The 25,873-nt window shown below is 39.9% G+C and carries 20 protein-coding genes; 3 read left to right on the top strand and 17 right to left on the bottom strand.

All coding sequences use genetic code 11. From position 1 onward, the window contains the following. Positions 1-3,605: Ig-like domain-containing protein (locus G3R49_RS20295; protein WP_210147131.1), on the bottom strand; the 3,605-nt coding region annotated here is incomplete at its 3' end. Between the two features lie 576 nt (positions 3,606-4,181). Here G3R49_RS20295 and G3R49_RS05830 point away from each other — a divergent pair. The 3 genes from G3R49_RS05830 to G3R49_RS05820 are packed head-to-tail and all read left to right on the top strand — an operon-like array spanning position 4,182 to position 6,710. Then, complete coding sequence (locus tag G3R49_RS05830; RefSeq protein ID WP_167869001.1) at positions 4,182-4,613, top strand: hypothetical protein; 432 nt, start codon at positions 4,182-4,184, stop codon at positions 4,611-4,613. A gap of 35 nt (positions 4,614-4,648) precedes the next feature. After that, on the top strand, positions 4,649-5,908 hold the full coding sequence (locus G3R49_RS05825; RefSeq protein ID WP_167869000.1) for a tail fiber domain-containing protein: 1,260 nt from the start codon (positions 4,649-4,651) through the stop codon (positions 5,906-5,908). A 31-nt stretch (positions 5,909-5,939) separates the two neighbouring features. Continuing rightward, on the top strand, positions 5,940-6,710 hold the full coding sequence (locus G3R49_RS05820) for a sulfotransferase domain-containing protein (protein WP_167868999.1): 771 nt from the start codon (positions 5,940-5,942) through the stop codon (positions 6,708-6,710). Positions 6,711-6,819: 109 nt separating this feature from the next. Here the strand turns inward: G3R49_RS05820 and G3R49_RS05815 are convergent, their stop codons facing one another. From G3R49_RS05815 to G3R49_RS05740, 16 genes are all read right to left on the bottom strand, one after another. Next, entirely contained in the window at positions 6,820-7,788 is a 969-nt protein-coding gene (locus G3R49_RS05815; RefSeq protein WP_167869392.1) for a GDP-L-fucose synthase, read from the bottom strand. 13 nt (positions 7,789-7,801) lie between these two features. Further along, positions 7,802-8,920: a GDP-mannose 4,6-dehydratase gene (gmd, locus tag G3R49_RS05810; RefSeq protein WP_348633911.1), complete on the bottom strand. Its 1,119-nt coding sequence runs from the start codon at positions 8,918-8,920 to the stop codon at positions 7,802-7,804. 119 nt (positions 8,921-9,039) lie between these two features. Beyond that, positions 9,040-9,906: a WcbI family polysaccharide biosynthesis putative acetyltransferase gene (locus tag G3R49_RS05805; protein ID WP_167868997.1), complete on the bottom strand. Its 867-nt coding sequence runs from the start codon at positions 9,904-9,906 to the stop codon at positions 9,040-9,042. Next, positions 9,903-12,431, bottom strand: a complete 2,529-nt coding sequence (locus G3R49_RS05800; RefSeq protein WP_167868996.1) for a glycosyltransferase — start codon at positions 12,429-12,431, stop codon at positions 9,903-9,905. The genes G3R49_RS05805 and G3R49_RS05800 overlap by 4 nt, the downstream gene beginning before the upstream one ends. A 12-nt stretch (positions 12,432-12,443) precedes the next feature. Then, a complete protein-coding gene (locus G3R49_RS05795; protein ID WP_167868995.1) occupies positions 12,444-13,196 on the bottom strand; it encodes an SDR family NAD(P)-dependent oxidoreductase in 753 nt (250 codons plus the stop codon). A 15-nt stretch (positions 13,197-13,211) separates the two neighbouring features. Next, positions 13,212-14,153: a phosphoglycerate dehydrogenase gene (locus G3R49_RS05790; RefSeq protein WP_210147130.1), complete on the bottom strand. Its 942-nt coding sequence runs from the start codon at positions 14,151-14,153 to the stop codon at positions 13,212-13,214. A 13-nt stretch (positions 14,154-14,166) separates the two neighbouring features. Then, a complete protein-coding gene (locus tag G3R49_RS05785) occupies positions 14,167-14,865 on the bottom strand; it encodes an acylneuraminate cytidylyltransferase family protein (protein ID WP_167868994.1) in 699 nt (232 codons plus the stop codon). Then, positions 14,822-15,778: a glycosyltransferase family 2 protein gene (locus tag G3R49_RS05780; RefSeq protein ID WP_167868993.1), complete on the bottom strand. Its 957-nt coding sequence runs from the start codon at positions 15,776-15,778 to the stop codon at positions 14,822-14,824. The genes G3R49_RS05785 and G3R49_RS05780 overlap by 44 nt, the downstream gene beginning before the upstream one ends. Next, entirely contained in the window at positions 15,760-16,638 is an 879-nt protein-coding gene (locus tag G3R49_RS05775; protein ID WP_167868992.1) for an SMP-30/gluconolactonase/LRE family protein, read from the bottom strand. The genes G3R49_RS05780 and G3R49_RS05775 overlap by 19 nt, the downstream gene beginning before the upstream one ends. After that, positions 16,631-17,323 carry a 6-hydroxymethylpterin diphosphokinase MptE-like protein gene (locus G3R49_RS05770; RefSeq protein ID WP_167868991.1) on the bottom strand — a complete coding sequence of 231 codons (693 nt, stop codon included), beginning with the start codon at positions 17,321-17,323 and terminating at the stop codon, positions 16,631-16,633. Before G3R49_RS05770 ends, G3R49_RS05775 begins: the two co-directional genes overlap by 8 nt. Continuing rightward, positions 17,316-18,605 carry a hypothetical protein gene (locus tag G3R49_RS05765; protein WP_167868990.1) on the bottom strand — a complete coding sequence of 430 codons (1,290 nt, stop codon included), beginning with the start codon at positions 18,603-18,605 and terminating at the stop codon, positions 17,316-17,318. The genes G3R49_RS05770 and G3R49_RS05765 overlap by 8 nt, the downstream gene beginning before the upstream one ends. A 3-nt stretch (positions 18,606-18,608) precedes the next feature. Then, on the bottom strand, positions 18,609-20,342 hold the full coding sequence (locus G3R49_RS05760; protein WP_167868989.1) for a hypothetical protein: 1,734 nt from the start codon (positions 20,340-20,342) through the stop codon (positions 18,609-18,611). Further along, positions 20,272-21,474, bottom strand: coding sequence for a hypothetical protein (locus G3R49_RS05755; RefSeq protein WP_167868988.1), 1,203 nt, complete (start codon positions 21,472-21,474; stop codon positions 20,272-20,274). Before G3R49_RS05755 ends, G3R49_RS05760 begins: the two co-directional genes overlap by 71 nt. Before the next feature lie 11 nt (positions 21,475-21,485). Continuing rightward, positions 21,486-23,003, bottom strand: a complete 1,518-nt coding sequence (locus G3R49_RS05750; RefSeq protein ID WP_167868987.1) for a hypothetical protein — start codon at positions 23,001-23,003, stop codon at positions 21,486-21,488. A gap of 14 nt (positions 23,004-23,017) precedes the next feature. Beyond that, complete coding sequence (locus tag G3R49_RS05745) at positions 23,018-24,442, bottom strand: phosphomannomutase (protein WP_210147149.1); 1,425 nt, start codon at positions 24,440-24,442, stop codon at positions 23,018-23,020. Positions 24,443-24,451: 9 nt separating this feature from the next. Beyond that, entirely contained in the window at positions 24,452-25,867 is a 1,416-nt protein-coding gene (locus tag G3R49_RS05740) for a mannose-1-phosphate guanylyltransferase/mannose-6-phosphate isomerase (protein WP_167868986.1), read from the bottom strand. Positions 25,868-25,873: the final 6 nt, after the last annotated feature.

Below are 25,873 nucleotides of genomic sequence, written 5' to 3'. Positions count from 1 at the left end.
CTAAAGGCGCTTAAACTTGTTGTGACTGTGCCATCGTTCACCGAAATCACGATACCGGCAGTGGTACCCACATCCGCATTAGTTGGCGTGCCTGATAGCTGACCATTAGCAGTATTGAACGTGGCCCAACTTGGCTTGTTGGCAATGCTAAAGGTTAAGGTGTCACTCACATCGTCATCGCTGGCACTTGGGGTAAAGCTATAAGCACTGTCTTCATTGACTGATGTTGCAGGCGTACCTGAAATCACTGGCGCATCATTAATATCATATATAACGCTATAGGTGGTGGCTGCTGTATTGCTATTCGAAAACGAATCTGTCGCGACATTACTAGCAATATCCAATGACACCTGATTTTGAGTCAACGGCGTTACCAGCACTGAATAGGAAGCAGAATTGATTGAAGTAAAGTTTGATAAGCTAGCATTAGTTGCAGCGATATCAGATAGAGTAAACCCTGTAACAGCTTCACTGAATGCAATTGTACTTGTAAAGGCGCCCAACACTACACCAGATGGCCCCCCGATTACGACATCAGGTTGAACATCATCATAATCCACTTGCAACAATATCGAAGCGGTGTTGCCGTTGCCAGCCTGATCTACAACCGAATCGCTACCAATTGATAGAGAGATCTGTACTTCACCCGCGGCCTCTACGGTAACTTGATAATTCTTGGCATCTAACGCGACTAGATTCGAAACCGAACCATTCGTCACATTGATATCGCTAAGTTCTAAGCCTGTGACATTCTCGTCAAACACGATTGACATCGTAAAAGAACTTGATTGATTATTTGTTGCACTTATCGCGACATTCGGCTTTCGAGTATCTACTGCAAATACGCTAGACGGCCCAGCTGACGGTGCCAAATTAACGCTATAACGTGCAGTTCCTTCAGCGATACTCACTCCTAATGTACCATCACCAGTGAAACCACTTAACTCGACGGTAGGATTGCTAGAGTCACCATTGACAATTGCAATTGAAGCGTTAGCCGTACCAGTGGTGTTTAAAGTAATATCAGATGCTAGCAGATTAACCTGCTCGACATCGGTATATTGAACTGAATAGCTTACGTTTTGCGAGCTAGTGAGCAAAGCAGAAGGCGAACCTATAGCAATACTTGGCGTTGGAGCTGGAGCAACCGACTGATAGTTAAATACTAAATCTGAAGCTGCTTCGTTTGAAATACTTGCATCAGCAACATCAAGCGCCATGCCAGCAGGTAATTGAATGGTCACGTCGCCGTCTAACGTAGGGATGACTTCTAAAGTGTAATTCGCATCAGCTCCCGTAAATGCCCCTTTCGTTGCGTTAACCAAAGTAATATCACTAGCATCAAATCCTGATACAGGTGATGAAAATGCTATTGATAGATTCACTAAACTCTCAGATGTTGGGCTAGTAACATCGATATCTAAAGACACAGTTAACTTTTCTACCGACAAAGAAAAAGCATTCGACGTAACTGTTTGACTTGCAGAATTTACCGTCGCGGTAAAATTAGACAAGCCACTATTGTATGTCGCAGGCGCTGTGCTACCAGGAATTGTCACTTGAACCGAGAATGAGCACTGACCGCCTTCAGCAACCTCTATTCCTGTGGCTATTAATGCTGATGTACCACTAGTCGTACTGCCCGCTCCACAAAAACCACTTAAAGCAGCGCTGGTTACTTGAGCTCCTGAGATGAACGAACTAATGTTGTCGACTAAAAAACCCGCTGTTGCATCACCAGCTCCAGCTTGATTAGTGATCAGGTAGGTAACATCTACTGTTTTACTCGCGTTATCGAGTCGCAGACTAGTTGGAGAAATTGATTTAGTAAACGCTAACCCTGAAACTGAAAAGCTAGTACTTGATGCAAGAGAGGTTATTGTTTTTGCGCCAAGCCGTGCAGAGACATTTGAGCTAGTTACAGTAACAGCCCCTACTTGATCCGCTGGCAACTGAACAGGGATACTAAACTCACAAGACTCTCCCGCGGCTAGTGAAGCGGAGCTTAAACTGACTATGCTTGTTCCAATTAAACTCGAACCACTACCACACACATCAGCAAGAGGTAAACCTGTCGCAACCAATCCTGTAAAAGCTGAATCAAGATCAATCGATAAGCCAATATTATCTGCCGCTAAGCTATTGTTAGCACTGTGATCCAACTTAACAATTAAATTAGCGCTGTCTCCCGGCAACAAAGTAGTATCATTCAATGATAACGACACAGTTGGCGCAGTGTTGATATCAAAAATTGCAGATGCAGATACGTCTAATCCCGTGACCAAATTACTATTGATTGTTGCAGACACTGACTCGCTATAAAACGTTTGCTGCCCGGCGTTTGCATCTGCATTAAGAGTCACCAATAAATCAAAAGTACATGACTGCCCCGCCGCTAAATCCATCGCAGAGTAGCTAGCAGCAAATAAATCCGTAGAAGGAGAAATTTGACTGCTCGCTCCTGTACTTTGACAATAGTTATCTCCGGGCAGTGTGGTAATAGTTGCAACGGCAGGCGAGCCAATAAATGTATCAAAACTTATTCCGGTTGCCGCGTTGACTGAATCAATGTTAGTAACGGTATAACGCAGCGTAATTTGCTCACCAGCGGCAATGTCTGTTTCGACGATATCCATTGTCACAGTGGGAGCGTTGGTAACAATTAGTTTGCTTGAAGTGTCAGGATACGCTTGCAATGAAGAGCTAATCGAAGTGATAACATGATTGTATGTGCCATTGCTAGCATTACTAGGAACTGTAACGGGAATAGAGAAACTACACTTTTGTCCTCCGTCTAACGAACCAGCATTTAAACTGGCGCTGCTACTTCCTGTGATGGTAGAACCAGCACCACACACATCATTTATTGGAAGTCCTGTAGCGATAAGCCCTGACAAAGTGGCATCAAAATCAGATACAAATACAATGCTATTTGCTTGGTTTGAGCGATCAAAGTTAGTAATCTCAATATCTAGTGACGTTGTATCACCAGGCTGAACTAACTTAGGGTTAAATTTAGCATTAACAAAACCAATGCTATCCACCGTTAGCGACGTAGCAGCCTGACCAATTTTCACCGAAGTTCCAGTATAAGATAAATCTCCTGTCGCAACTTCGTAATCGCCTGGCAAGTTGCCAGTCACGGGCATTGAAACAATACACTGATCATTCAAGCCATTTACAAAAGCTACTATTTGGTTATTTAGATTGAACGAGCTTAGATTAACTGTGTCATCACCTGTTTTGGTAACAGTTAAGTGCGCCCCACAATTACTTTGGCTAATATTATCTTCAAACGTTAATCCAGCGGGAAGTGTTAAAGAGCCTGTTAAACCATAGGCAAAACCCGCGTTATTGTTGGTAAAGATAAGCTCTAGGTTTGCCGTCTCCTGAAAGGGGATTTGGCTCTCAACAAAACTCAAACTGGCTGATACCGTGTCAGTAGTTACCGCAAGGCTTGTCGAGATATCTGTGGCTGCCCCAAGACTAGATTGGAATCCACTCGTCGCAACGTTAAATGATTGCGGTGTGGCTGACTGGGCGGTAATTGAAAATGACACTTCGCAGGTTTGCCCAAAATTTAGCTCGAATCCGGAAAAACTCACAGAGTTCGCACCTGCAGATAAATTGTGAGTTCCTGATAAACAGCTAACACTAGCGCCTACTGGATCAGAAATCGTCAAACCACTAGGCAAACCTACATCAAATTGAACAGAACTTGCATTGGTATCCACTGAGTTATTGGTCAAGGTATAGGTTAACTTCGAGTTATTGCCCGAGCTAACGCTAGTACTGCTAAAACTTCCGGAAACAACCAAATCCGTGCCAGCGGCAAATGCCGAACTAACAACTATAAAGTTGACAATAAAAGTAAGGAAATAAAGAGGATACTTGAATAGCATTTTTCGCCTGCCAGTCATTAACATTAATTCACAAAATGATAACACCTAATACAAAAAAATGGGCAGCAATATTTATCAACGACAGACATTAATCGTGCCACTGGTTAATAAATGCGCAACTTAATCATCAAAAACAGTCACATACGAAAGTATTATTTCTGCCAAATATGACTGATTCGCCCGTCATCAAACCAGTTGTCTGTTACATTTAGCAACACTAAGGTATATAATACCGTTAACAACATAATAACAACTCAGTTTGTGAGTCTTAAGAATAATATGAAAAACAAAACTACTTTACGTGCTGCCGTACTGGCTATGGCGATAAGCTCTTTTTCCGCAAGCAGTCAAGGGGTGGTGGTCAGTAAAACCGTATTAGATTTCGCCGTTGACAGCCCATTTGATCAGGTTTCGATAACTATCACAGGCCCAAATGGTTTTACTACACAAGTCGACTTGTACAATGATGACTTGCAATTAGACATTGATACTCTCGGTACTCTCTCCTCAGGAAATTACTCCTACAAAGCTCAATACATTAGTAATGGCAAAATTGAAATCATTAGCGATGCGTCTACCGGAAGAGATGGCGCAACTAGGAATAAAGGCCTAGTACAAACGAAAACGGGTTTTTTCAATGTAGTGGACAGTGAGTTTGTAACCGTCGACGAACAAAACCCAGTCATTGAACCTAATTTTCAAGAGCAGTAGTTGAAATAGTTAAACGTCTTATAACAGGAATAAATATGAACACTTTTGTAAAATCTTCACTTGCTGCAGCGCTTGCCGTTGTCGCTAACAACGCGCTCGCAGATCAGGTTTTTAACGATGATCTAATCGTGACAAGCAGTGCTTGTATCGGCCAAGATTGTGTTAATGGTGAATCTTTTGGCTTTGACACTATTCGTTTGAAGGAAAACAACCTGAGAATTAAGTTTCAAGATACCAGTAACAGCGCTAGCTTCCCGAGTAATGACTGGCAGCTAACAGCTAACGACTCATCAAACGGCGGCTTAAACAAGTTTTCAATCGATGACATTGATGGCGGAAAAACCCCTTTTACTATTGAAGCCGGTGCTCAGAGCCATGCTATATACGTTGATGACGGCGGCCGTGTAGGTCTGGGTACATCAACTCCGGTAGTGGAACTTCAAGTGGTAGACGGCGATAGTCCTACCTTAAGACTTGAGCAAGATGGCAGCTCTGGCTTTACTGCACAAACCTGGGACATTGCCGGTAACGAAACGAACTTTTTTGTTCGCGATGTAACTAATGGTTCAAAACTACCATTTAAGATTATGCCAAGCGCACCGACCAATGCATTAGTTGTATCTGCTAGCGGCAACATAGGTATTGGCGATCAAACTCCTGATGCGAAGCTTGATATTGAATCTGGTGACTTACTGCTAGGAAACGGTGATATTAACATCACCAACGCTTCGTCAGACTCAAGAGTAAACTTTATTGACGACAGTGCTGATACTATTGATTGGACAATTGGACAATTCATGTACGATAATCTCACCTCTTCGACGACGGGTTCGTTTTACATCGGCGCAACTGATGGAACAACTAACTTTAGATTATTTGACAGTGGTAGGTTAAAAATTAAAGGGACCGGTGCAAATATATTTGACCTTAGTGCTACTGGTGAATTAACAGTTACCTCAGACATGAACGCCACTGCATTTAACGTAACATCAGATATTAATAAGAAGCATAATATCAATCCTATCAATCCGAGTATATTGTTAAATACACTTGAAGCACTACCGATATCGACCTGGAGCTTCAAATCTGACAAAACTAACACAGTACATATCGGTCCAATGGCACAAGACTTTAAGCGCTTGTTTAATGTCGGGGGCTCCGATAAGACAATTAATGTTGCTGACGCAGTGGGTATATCACTTGCCTCATCTAAAGCTCTCAACGAAAAACTGAAATTAGAAGTTCAGGCTCTTAGAAGAGAAATTGACGAACTTAAGTCCTTAATAGAAAAATAGGAAAAATCGGACTGCCGCGACTTATTTTGTTGTGGCAGTATTTTCAAGACAGGAACATACTTTAACAATGAATATACATTGCTCCTACCACAAATGCCTCACTTCATACACACAAAAGATATTTAACCAACTACTAAACACGGAAGAAAGCGTAAAATTCAAACACTTCAAAAGTAATGTAGATGAATTTTTCAATGAAAATCGAGTATATGAAATCACCTCTATCAATAACCACGCTCTAGATTTGAACAGTCTTCCGCATAAGACTCGAATAACGCGCTTTATTAGGGATCCAAGAGATCTCATCGTGTCAGGCTATTTTTATCATAAACGCGGTGCAGAACCATGGACTAAAATAGTGAACCCTCAAGAAAAAGACTTTAAAGGCGTTAATGGCGTCGTGCCCGAAAACTTGGGTCGTGGGAAGTCTTTTTCATCATACCTTGAGTCACTTTCTTTAGAAGATGGGCTACTTGCTCAACTGGAATTTAGGGCGAACCACTTAACATCAATGCGAAACTGGCCTACAGATGATCCAAGAATAAAACTGTATAAGTATGAAAACATATTGAATAATGAACAAGCGACTATAGCTAGCATGCTTAAACATTTTGCCTACCCGGATAAAGTAGTCGAGGCAGCAAAAGACTTAGCGTTAACCTACTCCGCAGCTAAGCAAATTGGAAAGATCAAACACATCCGGAATCCACAACCTGGACAATGGAAGGATGTATTCACCCCAAAAGTAGCTAAAGAGTTCGATAAACTTTATGGTGACATAATAGAGATGTACAACTATTAAGCAGATTAGAGTTTACAGGTTTAAACACAACGACATTAAACTTAAAGGCTCAAGGTCAATGCAACTTTGCCCCTGAGCCATCAAATTCATATAACAATAAGCTGAAAAACTAAGTTCTCAAAACACTTTGATTATCTAGAAACCACTTGTAAGTATTAGTCAATCCTTCCTCTAAAGAATAACTGTGGCTCCACCCTAAGCTCTTTATACGGTTAACATTCATCAGCTTGCGTGGCGTACCATCTGGTTTGCTCGGATTCCACACTATCTCCCCTTTATAACCAGTTACTTTAGCCACTGTCTCAACCAACTCACGAATAGTGCAGTCAACTCCAGTACCAACGTTAATATGGCTAAGCATCGGGGCTGTGTTCTTGTCATAAATTTCTTTTTCCAGTTCCATAACGTGAATTGATGCTGCAGCCATATCATCAACATGTAAAAACTCACGCATAGGGTCACCGCTCCCCCAGGCTACTACCTGCCTATCTCCATGTAACTTAGCTTCATGGAAACGCCTTAGTAATGCTGGAATGACATGCGAATTATCTGGGTGGAAATTATCATTAGGGCCATATAAGTTAGTTGGCATAACACTACGGTAATCAACCCCATACTGGCGATTATATGACTCACATAGCTTTATTCCAGCGATCTTAGCTATTGCATAAGGCTCGTTCGTTTCTTCAAGCGTACCTGTTAACAGAGCAGTTTCTTGCATGGGCTGTTCGGCCAATTTAGGGTAAATGCAAGATGAGCCTAAGAACAATAGCTTGGTAACACCATTTTGATATGCAGAGTGGATAATATTACTTTCTATCATTAAATTTTCATAAATAAATTCTGCGGGGTAAGAGTTGTTGGCATGAATTCCGCCAACCTTGGCAGCTGCAAGATACACTTGGTCAACGTCTTCGGTCATAAAAAAGTTGGCTACAGCTCGCTGGTCAGTTAAGTCTAATTCACCGCGAGATTTTGTGATAATCTCAACGTCATCGCGCCTTTGAAGGTTACGGACAATTGCTGCGCCAACCAACCCATTGTGCCCTGCAACATAAATTCTGTTAAAGTTATACATTTCCAAAAGTCACCTAAATTTCATAAGGTGCAGCAAAGTCGTACCCATGTTCTTTTAGCAAAGCATTTTTCCTTGCAACAGTAAGGTCGGAGAAAGTCATCTCCTGACAAAGCTCTTCAACAGAAATACGAGGCTCCCAACCTAATTTACGCTTCGCCTTTGTAGGATCACCCAGTAATGTATCGACCTCAGCAGGACGATAGTATCGTGGATCAACCCTTACGATGACATCTCCTACTTGCACCTTTGGGGCCAGCGATGGGTTGACACTTTTAACAACAGCTACTTCATTTATTCCTTTACCGATAAAAGCTAATTCAATACCAGCTGTTTTCGCTGAAATACATAAAAAGTCCCTTACTGAGATTTGCTTTCCAGTGGCAATAACAAATTCTTCTGCTGTTTCTTGCTGTAACATGAGCCATTGCATACGCACATAATCTTTAGCATGGCCCCAATCACGCAAGGCATCCATATTACCAAGGAAAACACAAGACTCTAGACCACAAGCTATGTTAGCGATTGCTCGGGTTATCTTACGCGTAACAAATGTTTCTCCGCGACGCGGAGATTCATGATTGAACAAAATTCCATTGCAAGCGTACATCCCAAACGCTTCTCGATAATTAATGGTAGCCCAATAAGCATATAACTTAGCAACAGCATAGGGACTACGAGGGTGAAATGGGGTTGTTTCAGATTGAGGTATTTCCGCTACTTTCCCATATAACTCAGAGGTAGATGCTTGGTAAAAACGAGTTTTTTCAATTAACCCCAATAGTCGTATAGCTTCAAGAATACGAACTGTACCGAATGCATCTACGTCCGCAGTATATTCAGGTTGCTCAAAACTGACTGCTACATGAGATTGAGCCGCCAAATTGTAAACCTCATCTGGAAGCACCAAGCCAATGATACGGATGAGTGATGAGGAGTCAGTTAGGTCTCCATAATGTAAAATTAAATTGGAGGTCTTTTCATGTGGATCCTGATAAATATGATCAATACGATCGGTATTAAAAGATGATGAGCGCCTTTTAATGCCGTGAACTTCATACCCTTTCGCTAATAAGAATTCAGCTAAATACGATCCATCTTGCCCAGTAATACCAGTTATTAATGCTTTTTTCACAAAATATACCTTAGCCAAATTAAAAAACATTCTAGTTTCTTACGAGCTACTACAACGTTGCTATTTCAATAAATAATATAATGGTCATCAACTTCGACAGTTAATTTACCAAAGTCACATTAATAACCAATTACTTTAGTTCGTTCAAGTGCATAACTATACAACTCTTTTAACTGCAACGTTGTTCTATACTGTTCGATTTGCTTTTTAAAATATTCAATGGGACTATAAGTTAAGCGCTGTCCATCAACCAAACATGAGTAATTGCTTCCAAAGCACTCTTTGCTGCCAAACTCTGCGATAAAGTCACTATCCGCCGGGCATACCAAGGCATCGAGGTACTCTTTGTCAAAAGTCTGGTGAACTTCTACTTCCTGCAGTATATCTATAACTGAACGTGCAACTTTTAAAAGAAGCTCATTTGAAGGGTGGTTAAATACATAAAATAATTGTCTTTTCGAAAACTCTGATTCTAAATAATTACTTACCCTTATATCGAGCTCTTCTTCTCTTTTACGCAGAACGTCGATACTCTCTTTACATTTAGTGCGAGCATTTACAGCGCTTGATTTAGATATAGACTCAACAATTTCCTCATTAGAAAGTCCCGACAAAACACCACGTACAAGCCGTGAGTCATGGTAGTCGCCTAAAACTCCGGGGAGCGTCCCCCCTCCAGGCTTTCGCAAATACATCAGGCTACTAAAGTAGCCTGAAAAATACAAAACCGGAAAAGATATAAACTTTTTGTTATGAAATATTTTTTTTAAGTTGTTAGTACTAAACTCACCAAATGCATTCGAAACAGGCTGATGAATAATAACATCAGCCTTTTTAATAATTTCAGCATATTGCTTTTTGTTTTGGTCATTAATTAGATGGACCAGAATTGGCTGAAGTTTTGTCCAACAAGGCAGCATACGATCCAACATGGCTGCAATTGGCCCAGCTTGGCAATTACCTATCACTACAAATGAACCACTCATGATCTATACAACTCTGTAAAAGAAGGTAAAAATTTAGCGACCTTCGACCTATTCAAAAAACCGTGAACATCCTTTTCAACGATCTGACTCCCAGAAAAACGTCGAACTTCTCGCGCAAATGTTGCCTTCATGGACTCTGCGTTTTCAGCTAAGCACGTATCCATTACATTAAAAGGATATTTACCTACCATTGATGACAGCTTGTGATAACTTGCATTTGTTTTTTTGTTAACAAAATAACACGCAACTAAACGAACAGTTAACTCAGTAATTTTTCGAGAATACTCTGGAACTGACTTATGAGCTATGGCCGACAAGCCTTGCTCAAATTTAGCTCCTATGGTTTCTAGGCCGGAATCTTTGTTATAGATTGTATCCAATATAGTATAAAGCGCGCTGATGTGTTGCTCAGGTGATTTCTTAGTAACCGATGCTGCATGAATAGAATATACTGTGTGAGAGTCACAACAAAAAACTATCTGCCCTCCACCTCTTAAAACACGAGATAGGAACAACCAATCCTCCCCGTAAGAGACACCTACAGGAAATGTTAAACCGGCGATAGCATCAGATTTATATAGTATAGAGCTGATATGAGCCGGGGAGTGAACTCTTTCAAAGCCATACAATAGCCCATTTTTACCGAAATCATTTGCAACACTCAATACTTCATTAGAGTCAATATCAACTAGCTTAGTTTTTGAAAAGGCACCAACTAATGATTCATCACCATTTCTAATTGAACTGATACGAACCCTTAACGAGTCTTCAGAAAACAAGTCATCTGCATCTAAAAAGCCAATATATTCTGATTCACTTAAAGCTACCCCTATATTTCTTGCGCATGAAACCCCCAAACCGATTGTATTTACAATATAGATTGTACCGTTCTCAATCTCAGGCGCGAAATTTTCATTAACTAATGATACAGTGTCATCACTTGACCCCTCATTAATAATAAATAAAGATAATGATTCTTCCGCGTTTTTGGCAGACTTCAATACAGAATGGACACTAGATACTATTGATGATGCCATATTCCTTGCTGGCATAACAATTGACACTGATTTGCTACAGCTAGATAAACTCTCTACCATCGGATTTAAGCATTGAACTCCGGATAAAGCTGGAATATAGCTAGGGGTAACACCTACAACCTTGTAACCGTTTTGCTTCAACTCAGCCAACTGAGACTTAACTGTATTACAATGCTCTATGTAGTAATTATCATAACTAATATCAAAGAACCCTTTAAATTCACCCTTAATATCTTCCATTTGATTATTTAATTGCGAAGATTTATCGTGTTCCCAAAAGTAAGACGAACTATCTTTCTTTCCATCACATCCTCCAACATATATAGTTTTTGCAATAGTCGCAGCAATAGGAAGCATGATATTAGTTAATACGTTTGGTTTAGGCGCACTTTTTTGACTGGCGATTAAGTCAAAGTTTAATGTTTCAATCTTTGACTCAAATTCGTAACAGCCAATTCTATGATGAAACTCCACAGGTAAATAATTCAAATAAATGTGTATATCCCGATGCGGAACCACAAGAAAGAAATCATGAGCATACATTGAATCAAGCAGTTTCGTTCTAAATTCTTCAGCATACTTTCCCCAGCCTGCGTGGAAAATAGGATCGGTAGCGCACACTATGTCTGGCTTCATAAACTCTAGCATTGTGGGGTTTCTAACAACACTATTACATGTAATCACCACACTTTCATTTATCTCAGGAATACAATAAGCATAGCGTAAGCTTGGACCAGTACCAAAGACATAACAATCTCCTCGTTTATTACGTTCTCTTAGTTCTACCAGCTTGTTTTTAAGTTGCTGTTGATAACAAAATGAATCAAAATAATCGGATAAGGACTTCAATAGAAAAGACCCGTGATGCTGGACATCATCATGCACTCTCCAAATATTGCCACTTTTTCTAGATAATAGTTGAAGCAATTTTTTATCAAACACGCTAGATTCAGGAATTGACTTTTCATGAAATATATATGATTTAACACTTCCTTCAACTAAATCATCTACAAAGCCCTTATCAAATTCAGCTACAGATAATAGACTAACTTTACTGTAAATCTCATTAAGCCTCTTGTCTCTAGCCTCTAACCTCCCCCCCTTGACCGAAGCATCTTGAACAAATAGATACACGTTACCCACTCGATTTACCATGGGCGCAATATAAAATAGAAGTTTCTCTATTTGCTTTTCTAGTGGTAAAACAAACTTGTCAGCCTGTAAAAAAACAATATCTGTCTCTGGTTTAGAGTTAAATAACTCTACAGAGCCATGCCTTAACACCTCGTTTAAAACTTCCCCGGAAGAAGGGAGCCCATAACTTGATACACTTTTACCCAACCTCTTTCTGCACATGAACAAATTAAATTCGTAACAGTCAATATCTTGATTATTTTCTAATAACTGTATATATGCACTTTCTGCCTGCTCATAGTCCTTTGATAAGAATAATTGATTCGCTTTTCGTACTAAATCCAACCTAGCCATCACTCAGTTCCTTTAATCTGGGTCACTCAAACATCCTCTAATCCCGCCACTCGCACTAATGCAAGCACCTTGTACAAATCCAGCGTCATCTGATGAGAGAAAAACTGCCAACTTTGCAATTTCTTCTGGTGTGCCGATTCGCCCAATGGGGTGGTATGCTTCCAACTGACTGTATTTATCTTCTTTACCTTCAAACCCTGCTTTCAACATTTCTGTTGCTATTGCAGCAGGCTCAATAGCATTGACCCTAACTTTATCACCTAAATCAAGAGCCATATTCCTCGTCATCGAACTCAATGCAGCTTTAGTTGTCGCATAAGCTACAAACTCTTTCTTGGTTTGCGTTGCATGTATACTGCTGATGTTTACTATGGAACCAGAGTTTTTGGCTAAATCATCTAAAAATAACTGTGATAAGAAAAACGGCGCGGTCAGGTTAACATCAAAGCTACTTTGCCATTGCTTGCGATCCAACTTCGATGAATGAGCGAGAGTTTGCACGGCTGCATTATTTACTAAAACACAAATACTCTGCCCCTGAGTGAACTGCTGAACTCGTCTATAAAATGATTTTGTGTACTCGTCACTTCTCGCAAGCTCAGCCAGATCTAGTTCAATGAATTCAACGTTTTCAACTGACCCCACAGGTTGTTTTATGTCTGTAGCGATAACACTGAAGCCTTTATTTACATATTCTTTAACTAAGGCCTGACCTATCCCACCGAGGGCACCAGTAATTAGTGCCCATTTTTTGATTACTTCCATATTTAGCTACACTGTTTAACTTAATTGATTTAAAAAGTTAGCGATTTCCTCGAGCGCTTTATGTGTTGCCCTACGCACACCCTCTTTAGTATTTGATCCATTGTGAGAACCAAAAATACACTGAGGCATATCCCGTAAAGGCGAAGATGGAGGTAGTGGCTCCTCTTCGAAGACATCAAGACCTGCCGCGTATAAATGGCCGCTTTGCAATGCAGATATTAATGCTGCTTCATCTATTAATGGACCACGGGCGACATTAACCACCATAGCGCCTGATTTCATCGCCGCGATAACCTCACTATTTAGCATATGGCGATTATGCTGATTAAGTGCACATGTGAACACTAAGAAGTCACACTTACCTATATCATTTGGAAAAGGCTGTCGTTCGACGAAACTATATCCCTTATTACCTTCAACACCTGGATCATATACGGTTGCAGTAACGTCAAACCCTGACAACCTTTTAACAAAACTCTCTCCAATATCGCCAAAGCCCACTACACCAATATGTTTACCTGATACGCTCATTCCTGCTGGTTTTGGCCAAGCATTGTTTTGACGTATTTCACGATCGATAAAATGAGTTTGCCTCGCTAGAGCCAACAATAGCGACATACCAACGTCAGCCACTTCACCACCGAACATATTAGGCGTATTTGTAATGGGAATACCCAGTTTTTCACACGCTGTGAAGTCTACATTGTCTACCCCAATCCCCCACTTAACTGCAGCTTTCAAGTTCCCCTCAACTGCGGCAGTGAAAACCTGTTCAGTAGCAGGATCGTCTCCGATAATCCAGCCATCAAATTCAGGAAGAATTTCAATCAGCTCTTGTTCACTAAGAACTTGAGTAGTGTTAGCGGCAACGAGCTCGATACCAAGCTCCTTTGCAGGCTCAACAAACTCACCAAACATTCCTAACATTGGTGGGCAAGTAACTAAAACTTTATACATCCGACTCTATTCCTTAAACTTCAATTAAGCCTTTATCCAACATGTAATGTGTCATAACAACCGCTCTATCCCAATCATCAGGGGTATCAATGTCCGAACACTCAAGAGCAGGTGAGACCATCATAGTCGGTGCGCTACCTATTCGAGCGTTAGTTTTCGCAAAACTATCACGGTTAAACAAGTACAAATTAGAGTTCTCTTCATACCAAGGCTCAAGGTCTTGAGTAGGTATGAGATTATCAGGGTCATGATTTATAGCTTCACAAGATTCAGTATAAAAACGAGTCTGGATTTTATTGACAGTGAAAAGCGAATCAGCTCTACCGGTTAACAACGCCTCTTCATACTTTTCTAATGCCTGTTTGATTGTAGAAGCCGAAAGTAGTGGGTTTGTTGTATGTGTCATTAAATATATATCTGCTTCAATGTTAGCAATATCATCTGCTAATACTGAGTTCATTGACACTTCGTCACCACAAATCTCTTGCTTCCGGTCTCTAATCATTATTCGGTCAGTATCAACTAAACCATTCTCTGCTAAAATATCTCTCGCATCTGTGTTGATAATAACTTTATCAATTGCCTCGACCGCCAATAAGCTATCAAGAATCCATCTAAAAAGTGGCTTACCACAAAAATCTCTAAAGTTTTTCCCTTTAACCCGAGTGCTATTGGCCTTCATTGGTAGCAGTGCAACTACTTTCTTTTTCATGATATTTACCTTTCTCTAAATCTTTTGGATAAAAATAATTTAATTTCTTTTGTTTAGATAGTTTTCTTACTTCGTGATTACCTTTGTACGTTCCCCAATAGTGATTGAAACGAAAGAAAAGAATATCTTTGAAATTCTTCGAAAATGTTTTCTCACGTATTGCAGCAGCACAATCACTCATAACACCAGAAATGTAGTAACGGACAAAGTCCATGAATGAAAAGTGAACGTCTGGCATGATTTCCTTTAACGCATACGCTTCTCGTTCATACCTTGTCCTTACTTGTCGCCAGGTTTCATCATGAATATGATATACAGGAGCAGTAGCAACGTAGGCAACTTGCCCACCACTCTCTACCAACTGCTTAGCCAAATGCATATCTTCTAATCCAGTTAGTTTCTCGCAAAACCTGTATTTTAACCATGCATCCTTTGTTACAGCGGCATTAGCGTTGTTGCAAAAGTAACCTTCTTGGGGGATTTTGCTATATTCTGGAAACCATTTGTTAAAATGACATTGTTCAGAATATTTTGTTGTATCACGGCCAACTTGACGCCCATAACTATATTGAGCAACCCCGTCTAAAAACGGTTTACAGAGCTCATCAAGCCACTCATTTGATGCTGGAATACAATGGCCACTAACAAATATCAGAAAGTTACCATTGGCAAATTCACACCCAACATTTAGGGAGCGACCGAAAGTAAATTCTGATTTTTTGATATGAGTAATTCGAGCCCCAAACGATCGTGCAATATCTAAAGTTCTATCGGTTGAACCAGAATCAACAATAACAACTTCCACATCCACTAAGCTGCATCGTTGATTATTTATAGACGTCAACAGCTCTTCGAGGTACCTTTGTTCATTCAGAGTTCTGATAACGACACTGGCTAGTTTTTTGTCACCCAACGTATTGGCTCCTGTAATTCAAACTTGTTATTGAGTTTTATCTTGATCAACTCACCAGATTTTGGATATTTATCCAACTCAAACTCAGATAAACCCTCTGTGGCAGAAGTCACGTATAATTCCGTGCATCCGGATTGATTGATGACGCAGCAGTTTGTTGGCTGTAATACAGGCAAATCGGATGTATTATAAAGCCCTCCCTTGTTGAACCATCTCAATTGAGCGGCTCCCCAATGCGCAACAACAAATGATTCGCTATTGATATGGCATCCGCCATCAGGCGTACATGAACTGTCTTCAACACAATATATCTTATTGACGTCAGCAGCTCCTTTATTAAAACGAACGCCATACAATGAATTGACGTAGGAATCTGAAACGTAAACAAGGTCTGAGCGTTGATCCCATAAGAACGTATTAGGGATCCCCATTTTTATTCCAGTGTCATGAACAACCAAGTCACTGTCAATAATGTATATATTACCATTAATTCCAGATGGCGAACTCTCCATTGTTCCAAACCAAATAGTATTAGATGGACCAACTCCTGCATCATTTGTGCGAACCCCATCTGGCAAGGACAAATTTACAATTGTGCTTAGCTCGCCAGAGCTAATGGTTAAGTTAGCTAATCTTCTTTCTGTTAATAGTAAAACTGAATCTGATGAATCACTCAATATTACCGCCGTTGGCGTCTCGTCAAGAATCCAACATGCGTCGTATTCAATCGACGTCGAATTAACTCTCTTTTTAAAAACCTTATTTTGATTAATATCAACCCACAAAATTGAGTTAGTTTCTGGATGCCAGACGATTCCTTCGCCAAGGCTACACTTAAACTTAGAAAATGAACTAATCAATATCTGCTCCAAAAGCTTGTTTATAATGCATTTTTTCAAATACTTGACACTTCCCATCAAGCGTTGCGTCTACAATCTGACGGCCATGCTCTTCGTATATCACCTTAGCAAGCCGATAAGACTCTTCAGATTTTACCAAATCAGGGTTATCCCACTTTACCCCATCTGCGAAATAATCTTTATGAAAATGATTCGGGTCATTTCCAGTCATTGTACTCTCTTGGTTAGGTTCGCCTTGATATTGAAAGTCATGATCCATACCGATAATAAACACTTTCGAAAACCCTAGATAAAAAGCTATTTGAAGTGCAGCAAAGGTTACGGTCCAGCCCTCTTCTAATCCTTCAGAAATATCTTTACAAAACCTTGTGCGCGGATTGTCAGTCCTCAAAACGCTTGTGAGTGCATTATCACTGAATAACTCTGGACATCGATTGCTTAGAAACTTAACCGATGCAAGCTGTTTTATGTTGTTCTCCGATTGCCTTAGGACTTTTTCGTTCACAGCCACGTAATATTTAGGGTAAAAGTGAAACTGACTAAATCCTAAATAAATTTTATTTAGTCCAAAGCACACATTTTTTTTTAAAAATGATAAGTCCATTTTATTCAGCGAAGGTCCATTACATACAATAACAGCGCTTTCGCCTTCATGACGATTATGATACCGTTCAACATTATTCATAACCGTATTTCCGTAGCCATAAAAGATGCTGCTTATTGATCGTGGATATACTTTTATCATCAAGCGTGGTTCTATAACTAAGCTTGCGTTCTGGATCAGTTATATGTGTACTGGATAATAAAGTCGTATGATAGTCATTTGTTGGAAGATTCGTTACACGAGAAAATACTTCACTTGCAATTTTTTCATCAAACCCCAATACCTCAACAATTCTTGCAATTACTCGACTTGGAGCCTGCATGAATTCTTCGTAAATGAATTCAAAATTTGATAGATCGTCCCAAACCGCATGTAGTGATCGATTATACTTAGCATACTCTAACACCCCCCCAACCTTTTGAAGCATTGGAAAGTCCCTACGTTTAGCCGACGCTACACTGTCCCTTAAATCCCTACGCGTAGTAAATATATAGCTAGAACGCGTAGCAATATCGTCCCTAAATTCGTGAGTTTTAATTAATAAACTATTACGTTCATCTTCCAAAACCTCTTTACACGATGGTTTTTCCGAATAATCCGACAATAAAGGTACTCCAGATAATTCGTGTGCAATTCGAATGATATTAAACAATGCAGTAGAACCTGAGTGCCTCATACCAGCAACGACTATCACGTTTTGAGATTGTTTGCTGCGAATATCAATAAGAGCATCAAGCTTACTTGCCGCTTTGTATTTTGTATTTGATATATAGGTATTAACTATCAGGCTTAACTTATTATTCTCTGCGATTAAATCAGTTACATTTGGATAGCTAATTGGCTTGGAGCTTATCAAAGACAAGCCACTTGGATTATGTTGCTCCCTGCTAACCCTTTTACACTCTCCCATATATCTGACAAATGTTATCTCATCGATATCAGAAGTAACACCAAGAGCGACTATACTTTGCCTAAATATCTGCTTAGCCCTTTCACCATCGCCCTTTAACAAGTGAACCCGGGCTAAGCGACAATATAACCCCGACAACAATATGTCACAAACAAGCTCTTTTGTAACATCACTGTTTTTTATCAATTCTACCGTTAAATTAAGCTGTTCACTAAATTCTTCAAAGTCTCCAACCTGTTGCAGCACAGCAAGCTTAATCAACTTAGCAAAATCACAAAGCTCAGTCTCATCAGACTCAATTAATGGTAAGATCTTTTCCCAGTTCCCCAATAGCCAATTTGACTGTAGCTTTCGAATATATATTGAGTCCACAGCATTATCAAAATGCAATATATCAACACCGGTTATAAGCGTACCGACATCCAAATACTTTCTCGGTTCAAATTTTTCCATATCTTATTTTAATATTCTTGCTATCAGTTCGATCTGCTTTTCTAAACTACTAATCTCAATTCCTGTAGCCAGCTCATTGTTTTCTAGATGTTTACACTTATCGTTATAGTACTTTTCTTTTGCATTTGAGTCTGCCAATTGTGTTTTTAAAGAAGCTACTTGGTTTGATAACTCTTCAGCATCCTTTAAAATAGATGTGTTCTTATTTTCAAGCGATACACACTGCTTAGATATTTTTTCAGCATTTGACTCCAGTTCTGAGTTGCTGACTAAAGCGGACTCAAGTTGAGCTTGAATCGAAGAAAGCTCAACCAATTGCTTTTCATTAATAGTATTTTTTTCTGCCAGCTCTATTTTAAGCTTATCTCGTTGCTCTGCCAGGACCTCATTGTCATTCTGCAACTGCTGATTCATTGATTTGGAGTCTGCGAGTTCTGCGCTTATTTGTTGTTGCTTAGCTTTTTCGGCTTTATGCTGTCCTTCAAGTAGGTTAGATTTGTTATTAAGTTCAACCTGTAATTTCTCGCGTTCCTGGTTAGAACTTTGCTTATCTTGCGACAACTGCTTATTAGAAGATTTTACTTTGGTGAGTTCTGTACTTAGTTCTTGCTGTTTAGCTTTTTCAGATTTAATCTGCTCTTCAAAAAGGCTAGATTTGTTGCAAAGCTCAATCTTTAGTTTCTCGTATTCCTGGTTATAACTTTGCTTTTCTTGTTGTAACTGCTGATTAGCTGACTTAAGCACTGTCACCTCAGCGCTTAGTTCATCATGAAGCTGTTGTTTTTCTGACTCAATTTGCGCTGTTATCGTTACAGCATTCTCATTGATTGACTTCAAATCAAAAATGTCTTGCTTTAAGTCTGAATTAGTACGTTCAAGCTTTGCTATTTGCTCCAACGAACGCTCATAAGCCTGCTGTAACTCTGTTTGTGTTTGAGTTACAGACTTATTGTCTAATGTCAAAGATTCTACTTTACTGTTAGCTAGCTTTAATGCTTGTGTCAGCTCTCTAACTTTAATTCGTGTTTCATCTTTTACTGCGACGAATTTATTGCCAACTTGCTTCGCTTCAAACCCACCATCTAGTAAATGTTGCTTAGTGCTGCTTTCAATTAATACTTCAGCTTGCGACAGTATTATGCATTCAAATTTAGCAATTAACTGTTCATCGAGGGTCTCGAATATTTTTTGTTGTTCTGTACCTAAATCAAGTATCAATACATTTGCTTTAGCTTGTTCTAACGAGTAACTATTGATTAAGTCACTGATATTCTTAGTCGATAAGCCTTGTAGCTCACTGATCAATGCATTTGGGTATAACTTATTTAAGTCTACTGGCAGACTTAGCCCAGAGAACTTTGTGGGTTTACATGAAAAGAAAGAAGTTGGTGAACCATCGGCGCTAATGATGTCGTTTATCACTACAACATTGCCATACTTCGAGTATTTGCGCTTTAACTTGTTGGTCAACTCAGGTAACGCATCGACAAGCACTAATGATTCAGGGTTTAAGTGAATGAGCGAATTAGTATCTTTAGCTGCACCTGCACCAAGCCAAAAAATATGTCCAAGTTTCTTATTATTTTTACTGAGGATGTTAGAGTTAATAATGCTAGCTAAACTTGTTACAGTGTCCACTATTTTGTAGTCCATTTCTCGATATATTCTATAACTGATTAGATAACCAGCAGCTAAAAGGTCTAAAGATATTTTTATAATAGCGGCTGGGCATAACACCCGAACCGAACATACCTTCAATTGCTTGATGTAGTAAGAACGGTTGAGTGTGAATGTGAGACAATCCTAGTCTGGCTGCTTCTCTGTTCACCCAAGTGTCGGTTAAGCATATCAAAGGTGTATTATAGATAGCGGCTAACCAAACCATACCGGAGCTTTTATGCTGGTATACTTTTTCATCATAGTTCATCAACATAGCTGAGCTTGAGCTAATCAGTGTGGCCATTTGAGCCTCAGGTATAAAGCCTTTTATCAGCCTTAACTTATCAAATTTGTAGGCTATCTGGTCGAGCTTTTGCTCGGTTTCCTGAAGTTCAATATCGCTACTCAAGTTAGTGTAATGAATCACTAACTCTATCTCGCCTGAGTCGATACTGGATACTCTTCCAATTAGCTGCTCTAATAGGTGTGGTAGCTCATTAAATCCCTTATTTGCCTTAGCATCGCCACAATATAACAATAACGACTTGCTCTTAGAAGTATAACTTTCAATCGATGCTACATTAACGTCACTTACAACCAAACAAGGGTGTAAAGGTAATCTATCTACTCCGATTAAACTCGAAACCTCAATTGAGGTTTCATAATCACCTGCAAATATTTTTACTTGTTCAAAACCACTTAATACTTTACATGCTATGCCATACAATGGTGCCGTATGATACTTACTCGTTTGATTAAGTGGATTAAACATGAGTAAAAGTATAATGTTTGGCAACTTACCACTTGCTTTAAACGCCCACTTAGCAGCAAGTGATAACGCCCATAAGTGATACCAGTCCATGGTATGAAACAACACGCTATTGCGACCACTGTCACCACTCAACAACAGCAAGGTTTGGTATTCAGACACGAGTGTCTTTATTTGGCGTTGCTGATCCTTCAACCTTGCAGGCTCAAAAATATAGTTATAAAAAGCTGCACTGAAAAACTGTTTCGATGCAGCCTTTTTATCTTCAACAAGCTTGGTTACTGTTTCATCTGCACCCTTGCTATGCCACACTTCAACCTTTACATTTTGTTCAAGCAAGGCTTCACAGTTCAACACATCGAGTACTGCAGCGTGATGACCACTTACCGAGGTTAACCCTGGGTCTGCAACGATTAACCTGTGTGCAAAAATTTGAGTCATTGTTTATATATTTATTTAAAGTCTGCTACAGGCGAATGTAACGAACCGAGTAGAGCCAGTGTTGTTGGCGGAATATCAGAGAAATACTGAACAGGTTCCAGCTCCTTCATCTTAGCTTCCGCTTCAGTTAGTTTGAGATAATAGAATTCTAACTCTTCTTGTAACTGATGAATTTGTAGTATAGAAAGCTCATTGTCAGACGTCATATCCTGAAGCGTAGCTTTTACCTGCTTAAGTTCTTGCTGCAAAAGGTCAATCTGCTGGTTTTGTGCAGTACCTTTTAACTCACGGTCATTAAGCTGATTAACTGTTGACTTTAAGTCTTGATTCAGTTGCTTCGTATCTTCTAAGCTAAGATGAGTTTGTTCAAGCTCTTCTTGTAGTTGATGCACCTGTAATAGAGTTAATTCAAGATCATCATTCTGTCCTGATGAGCCAATACTTGAATCCAACAATTGCTGATTTAAGTGCTCAATTTTCTGTAAATGCGCATTACATTCAGACTCGAAGTTTTGTAGTTCCACAATGCGAGCTTCAAACGCCTGATTTTCAACTTTGCTCTGTTTCAGTTCTACAAAGGATTGCTCAAGCTCTTCTTGCAACTGATGAACCTGCAATATAGTAAGCTCTTGCTCTGCTTGAGAAGCATTTAATTCAGTATTAATTTCATCAAGTTTTTGTTGTAAATCTTGGAAATCTCTTTTTAGCTCACAATTGCTCCTATTGGCACTTTGAAGTTGATTATCTCGCTCGGCTAGCTCTGCTTTATTTTCAGAATTCAGTTCTTGGCTTTGCTGTAGCTCAATAAAGGCCTGTTTAAGCTCTTCTTGTAACTGGTGAACTTGTAATAGCAATAATTCATTGTCAGAAGCTAATTTCTCAAGTCCAGTTTCATTGTCAACGTTTTGCTGTTCAAGGAGTGATATTTGTTCTTCTAACCCTCGATTGAATAAACTGGCTAGTTTAGTTACCTGTTCAATTCTAGCGTTAAAATCCCCAACACTCTGACGAACGTTAGCGATGGCTATTAGTTCTTCATACTCGACATGAGCGTGATGTTCAGCACCAAGCAATCCCATTGAGGCTAACAATGCTGTAGGCTGGCACCCGTTATCGCCCCAATTGGATATATCAACTTTCCCACCAAAGAATTGTTCAATGCAGTCAACTGAAGTCTCATCAGGAGATTGCAATATACCTTCATCAATTACAAAGGTCTTACTTCTATGCTTGACGACAATCTCAACGAAGGCATTAGATACTGTGGACCATCGCTCAGTCAATGTTTCAACTTTAGAGCTTAAGTCATTACACTCTTCAGCTAGCTCTTCACTCAAGTACTTAGCAACATAACGTTCAGGAACACAGCTAATAGCAAGTATTTTACTCGCCTTTTGAGCAGCTAGGTGTACCTCAGAAGTAGGAGCCGAACAGTAAATAAAGTTGACTTCACATTTTGAATTCAAGCTTGTACTAATTGCTTGCGTACATTCCCGCTCAATGAAACTAATAACTAAAACCGATTCCATAATTAACCTTGTCGTTATATTTTTATGTTAACAATTGCGTCCAGAGTATTTTTAACTAGAAGCTTAGCATTGTCTTCACACATAGATTCTGCATAGCAGCGTAATTCAGGCGCATTGCCTGAAGGCCTCAAATGGACCACATCACCACTATTAAGCGACATCCGTAAACCATCAGTGTTATCTGTATTTACGACTTGTTGATCAATTTCAAGAGCATCTAGCAATGCTTGTGGTTTTTGCTCTGCAGATTGGAGTAACACTTTGCTGCGTTGAGTTTCAAAGTTCTTGATTCGATCGCTGGCGGTATAGCGAGAAGGTAAGCGATTAAGCATCTCGGCAATAGGAGCTTTAGCTGATGCGGCCAAAACAATCAAAGCAGGTAATACGGCATCCCTTGTAGGTAACGCTTTTAAAAGCTTGTTGTTAACCTTTATGTTACTGCCCAACATGAACCCGCCGTTAGCTTCAAATCCCGCCACAGATACGTAATCTTTTGAAAGTTCAGAAAACTGTGCAATAACATATGGCGAACCAATACGAGTGCGAGATACCCAGTAAAATGCTTGGGATAACTCTATAGCTGTATTACAACTAACAGGCACGGCTAGTGCTTCTATGTTTAGCAAGTCCGCACACAAAAGTCCTAGCAAGTCACCTCGCAGCCAGTTGCCGCTTCCATCGGCAACTAATGGGCGATCGCCATCGCCATCTGTAGAAAAAATAGCATCAAGCTTATGTTCATCAGACCATGATTTTGCTCGCTGAATGTCTTCTTCTGCAACCGCTTCAGTATCAATAGGGACAAAAGTGTCAGTCCTGCCTAATGAGATAACCTCAGCGCCTAGACGCTCAAAAATGTCACGGTAAATATCTCTTCCTGCACTAGAGTGTTCATATATACCTATGCGTTTATTAGCAAGCGGTTGCTCGCCGTCAAATAGGCTCGAATAGCGATTAATGTACGCATCTACAGCTCTACTATCCACTTCAAGCTTTGGTAATTCATTAACCAAATCAAAGCCTTTATCGACAGATAATATTGCCAGTTCATCGGCCTTAGTTATCTCACCATCTGGGCGATAAAACTTTAGACCATTTCGGTCAAATGGAATATGGCTGCCAGTAACCATTATGCATGGAATAGCTTGCTCTAACGCAAAAAAAGCTAATGCAGGTGTTGGCAATACGCCATGAAAGTCAACCTTAACCCCAGCCTTTACAGCTGCACTAGCACAAGCCATAGCCATCTGATAACTGCTAGGGCGGTTATCAATGCCGATTGCTATTTTGTCTAGTTTATTTTCAGCTTGCATAACGTCAATAAACGCGTGGGTAAACGCCGAACATACCTCATTAGAAAAATCGGTAACAAGCCCTCTTGCGCCACTGGTACCAAAAGCGATATTAGAGCTTTGCAATACAGTCTGAGTATTTAACATCGCCATTATTTAACCCTTAACTCTACCGTAGCGGTCTTCAAAACGTACTATGTCGTCTTCGCCTAAATAGCTGCCAGACTGAACTTCAATCAACTCTAAATCTACCTTACCAGGATTTTCTAAGGCATGAACTACACCAACTGGGATATAAGTTGATTGGTTTTCAGTGAGGAGTATGTCTTTATCTCCATTAGTCACTTTTGCGGTACCTGATACTACAATCCAATGCTCAGCACGGTGATGATGCATCTGTACTGATAGTTTAGCCCCAGGTTTGACTGTAATGCGCTTAACTTGGTAACGCTCACCACAATCAATCGAGTCATAATATCCCCATGGGCGGTATACTTCGCGGTGATGTTTAAACTCCGTGCGTTCATCAGCTTTTAGCTTGGAGACGATTTCTTTAACATCTTGAACCTGATCTTTATGCGCGGCCAACACTGCATCTTTAGTTTCAACGATAACCACGTCTTTTAAGCCCACAGTAGAGACTAAACGGCTGGTTGCATGAACTAAACAGTCAGATGTGTTATGTAAAATAACATCACCATTAGTCGCGTTGCCGTTGCCATCTTTTTTATCGATTTCCCAAAGGGCTGACCATGATCCAACATCACTCCACCCCGCATCCATAGGGACAACAACCGCGTCAGTTGTATGTTCCATAATGGCATAATCAATGGAGTCATCAGGCGACTGAAGAAACTCTTGCTTACCAGCACGAATAAAGTCAAAGTCTTCACTCTTTGCTTTATAAGCTGCTTCACAGGCTTGGAAAATTTCTGGAGCGTTTGTTTTCAAAGCTTCAAGGTAGACACTTGCTTTGAACATAAACATACCACTATTCCAGTAGTATTCACCTGATTCTAGATAATCTTCTGCGGTAGCTAAATTTGGTTTTTCTACAAAACGTTCAACCTCAAAAGCATCATCAGATAACATTTTGCCACGCTTGATATAGCCATAACCTGTTTCTGGCGAGTTTGCCACAATACCAAAGGTCACTAACTTATTATCTCCAGCTAACGGAATGGCATTAAGAATAGCTTTTTCAAACGCTGACTGATTTTCGATAACATGATCGGCCGCCATCACCATCATCAAAGCATCGCCATCTTTTTCGGCAATATCAAATGCTGCTAATGCAATTGCAGGGGCGGTATTGCGACCAGCAGGCTCCAGCATAATGCGGCCATTTTGATAATTAAGCTCTCTAAGTTGCTCGGCAACTAAAAACCTATGCTCTTCGTTACACAACAACATACAATCTTCGGATGACAGGTTTACTGTACGTTTCACCGTTTGCTGCAACATACTGACACTTGATGCTATCTTTAAGAACTGCTTTGGAAATCGTGAACGACTCAAAGGCCATAGTCGAGTTCCTGAACCACCTGCCATGACTATTGGAGTTAATTTCATGAATTC

The sequence above is a fragment of the Shewanella sp. WXL01 genome (assembly GCF_012263345.1).
GTDB lineage: Bacteria > Pseudomonadota > Gammaproteobacteria > Enterobacterales > Shewanellaceae > Shewanella > Shewanella maritima.
The sequence above is the reverse complement of the archived record's forward strand: the minus strand, read 5'-3'. Positions and strand labels throughout refer to the sequence as shown.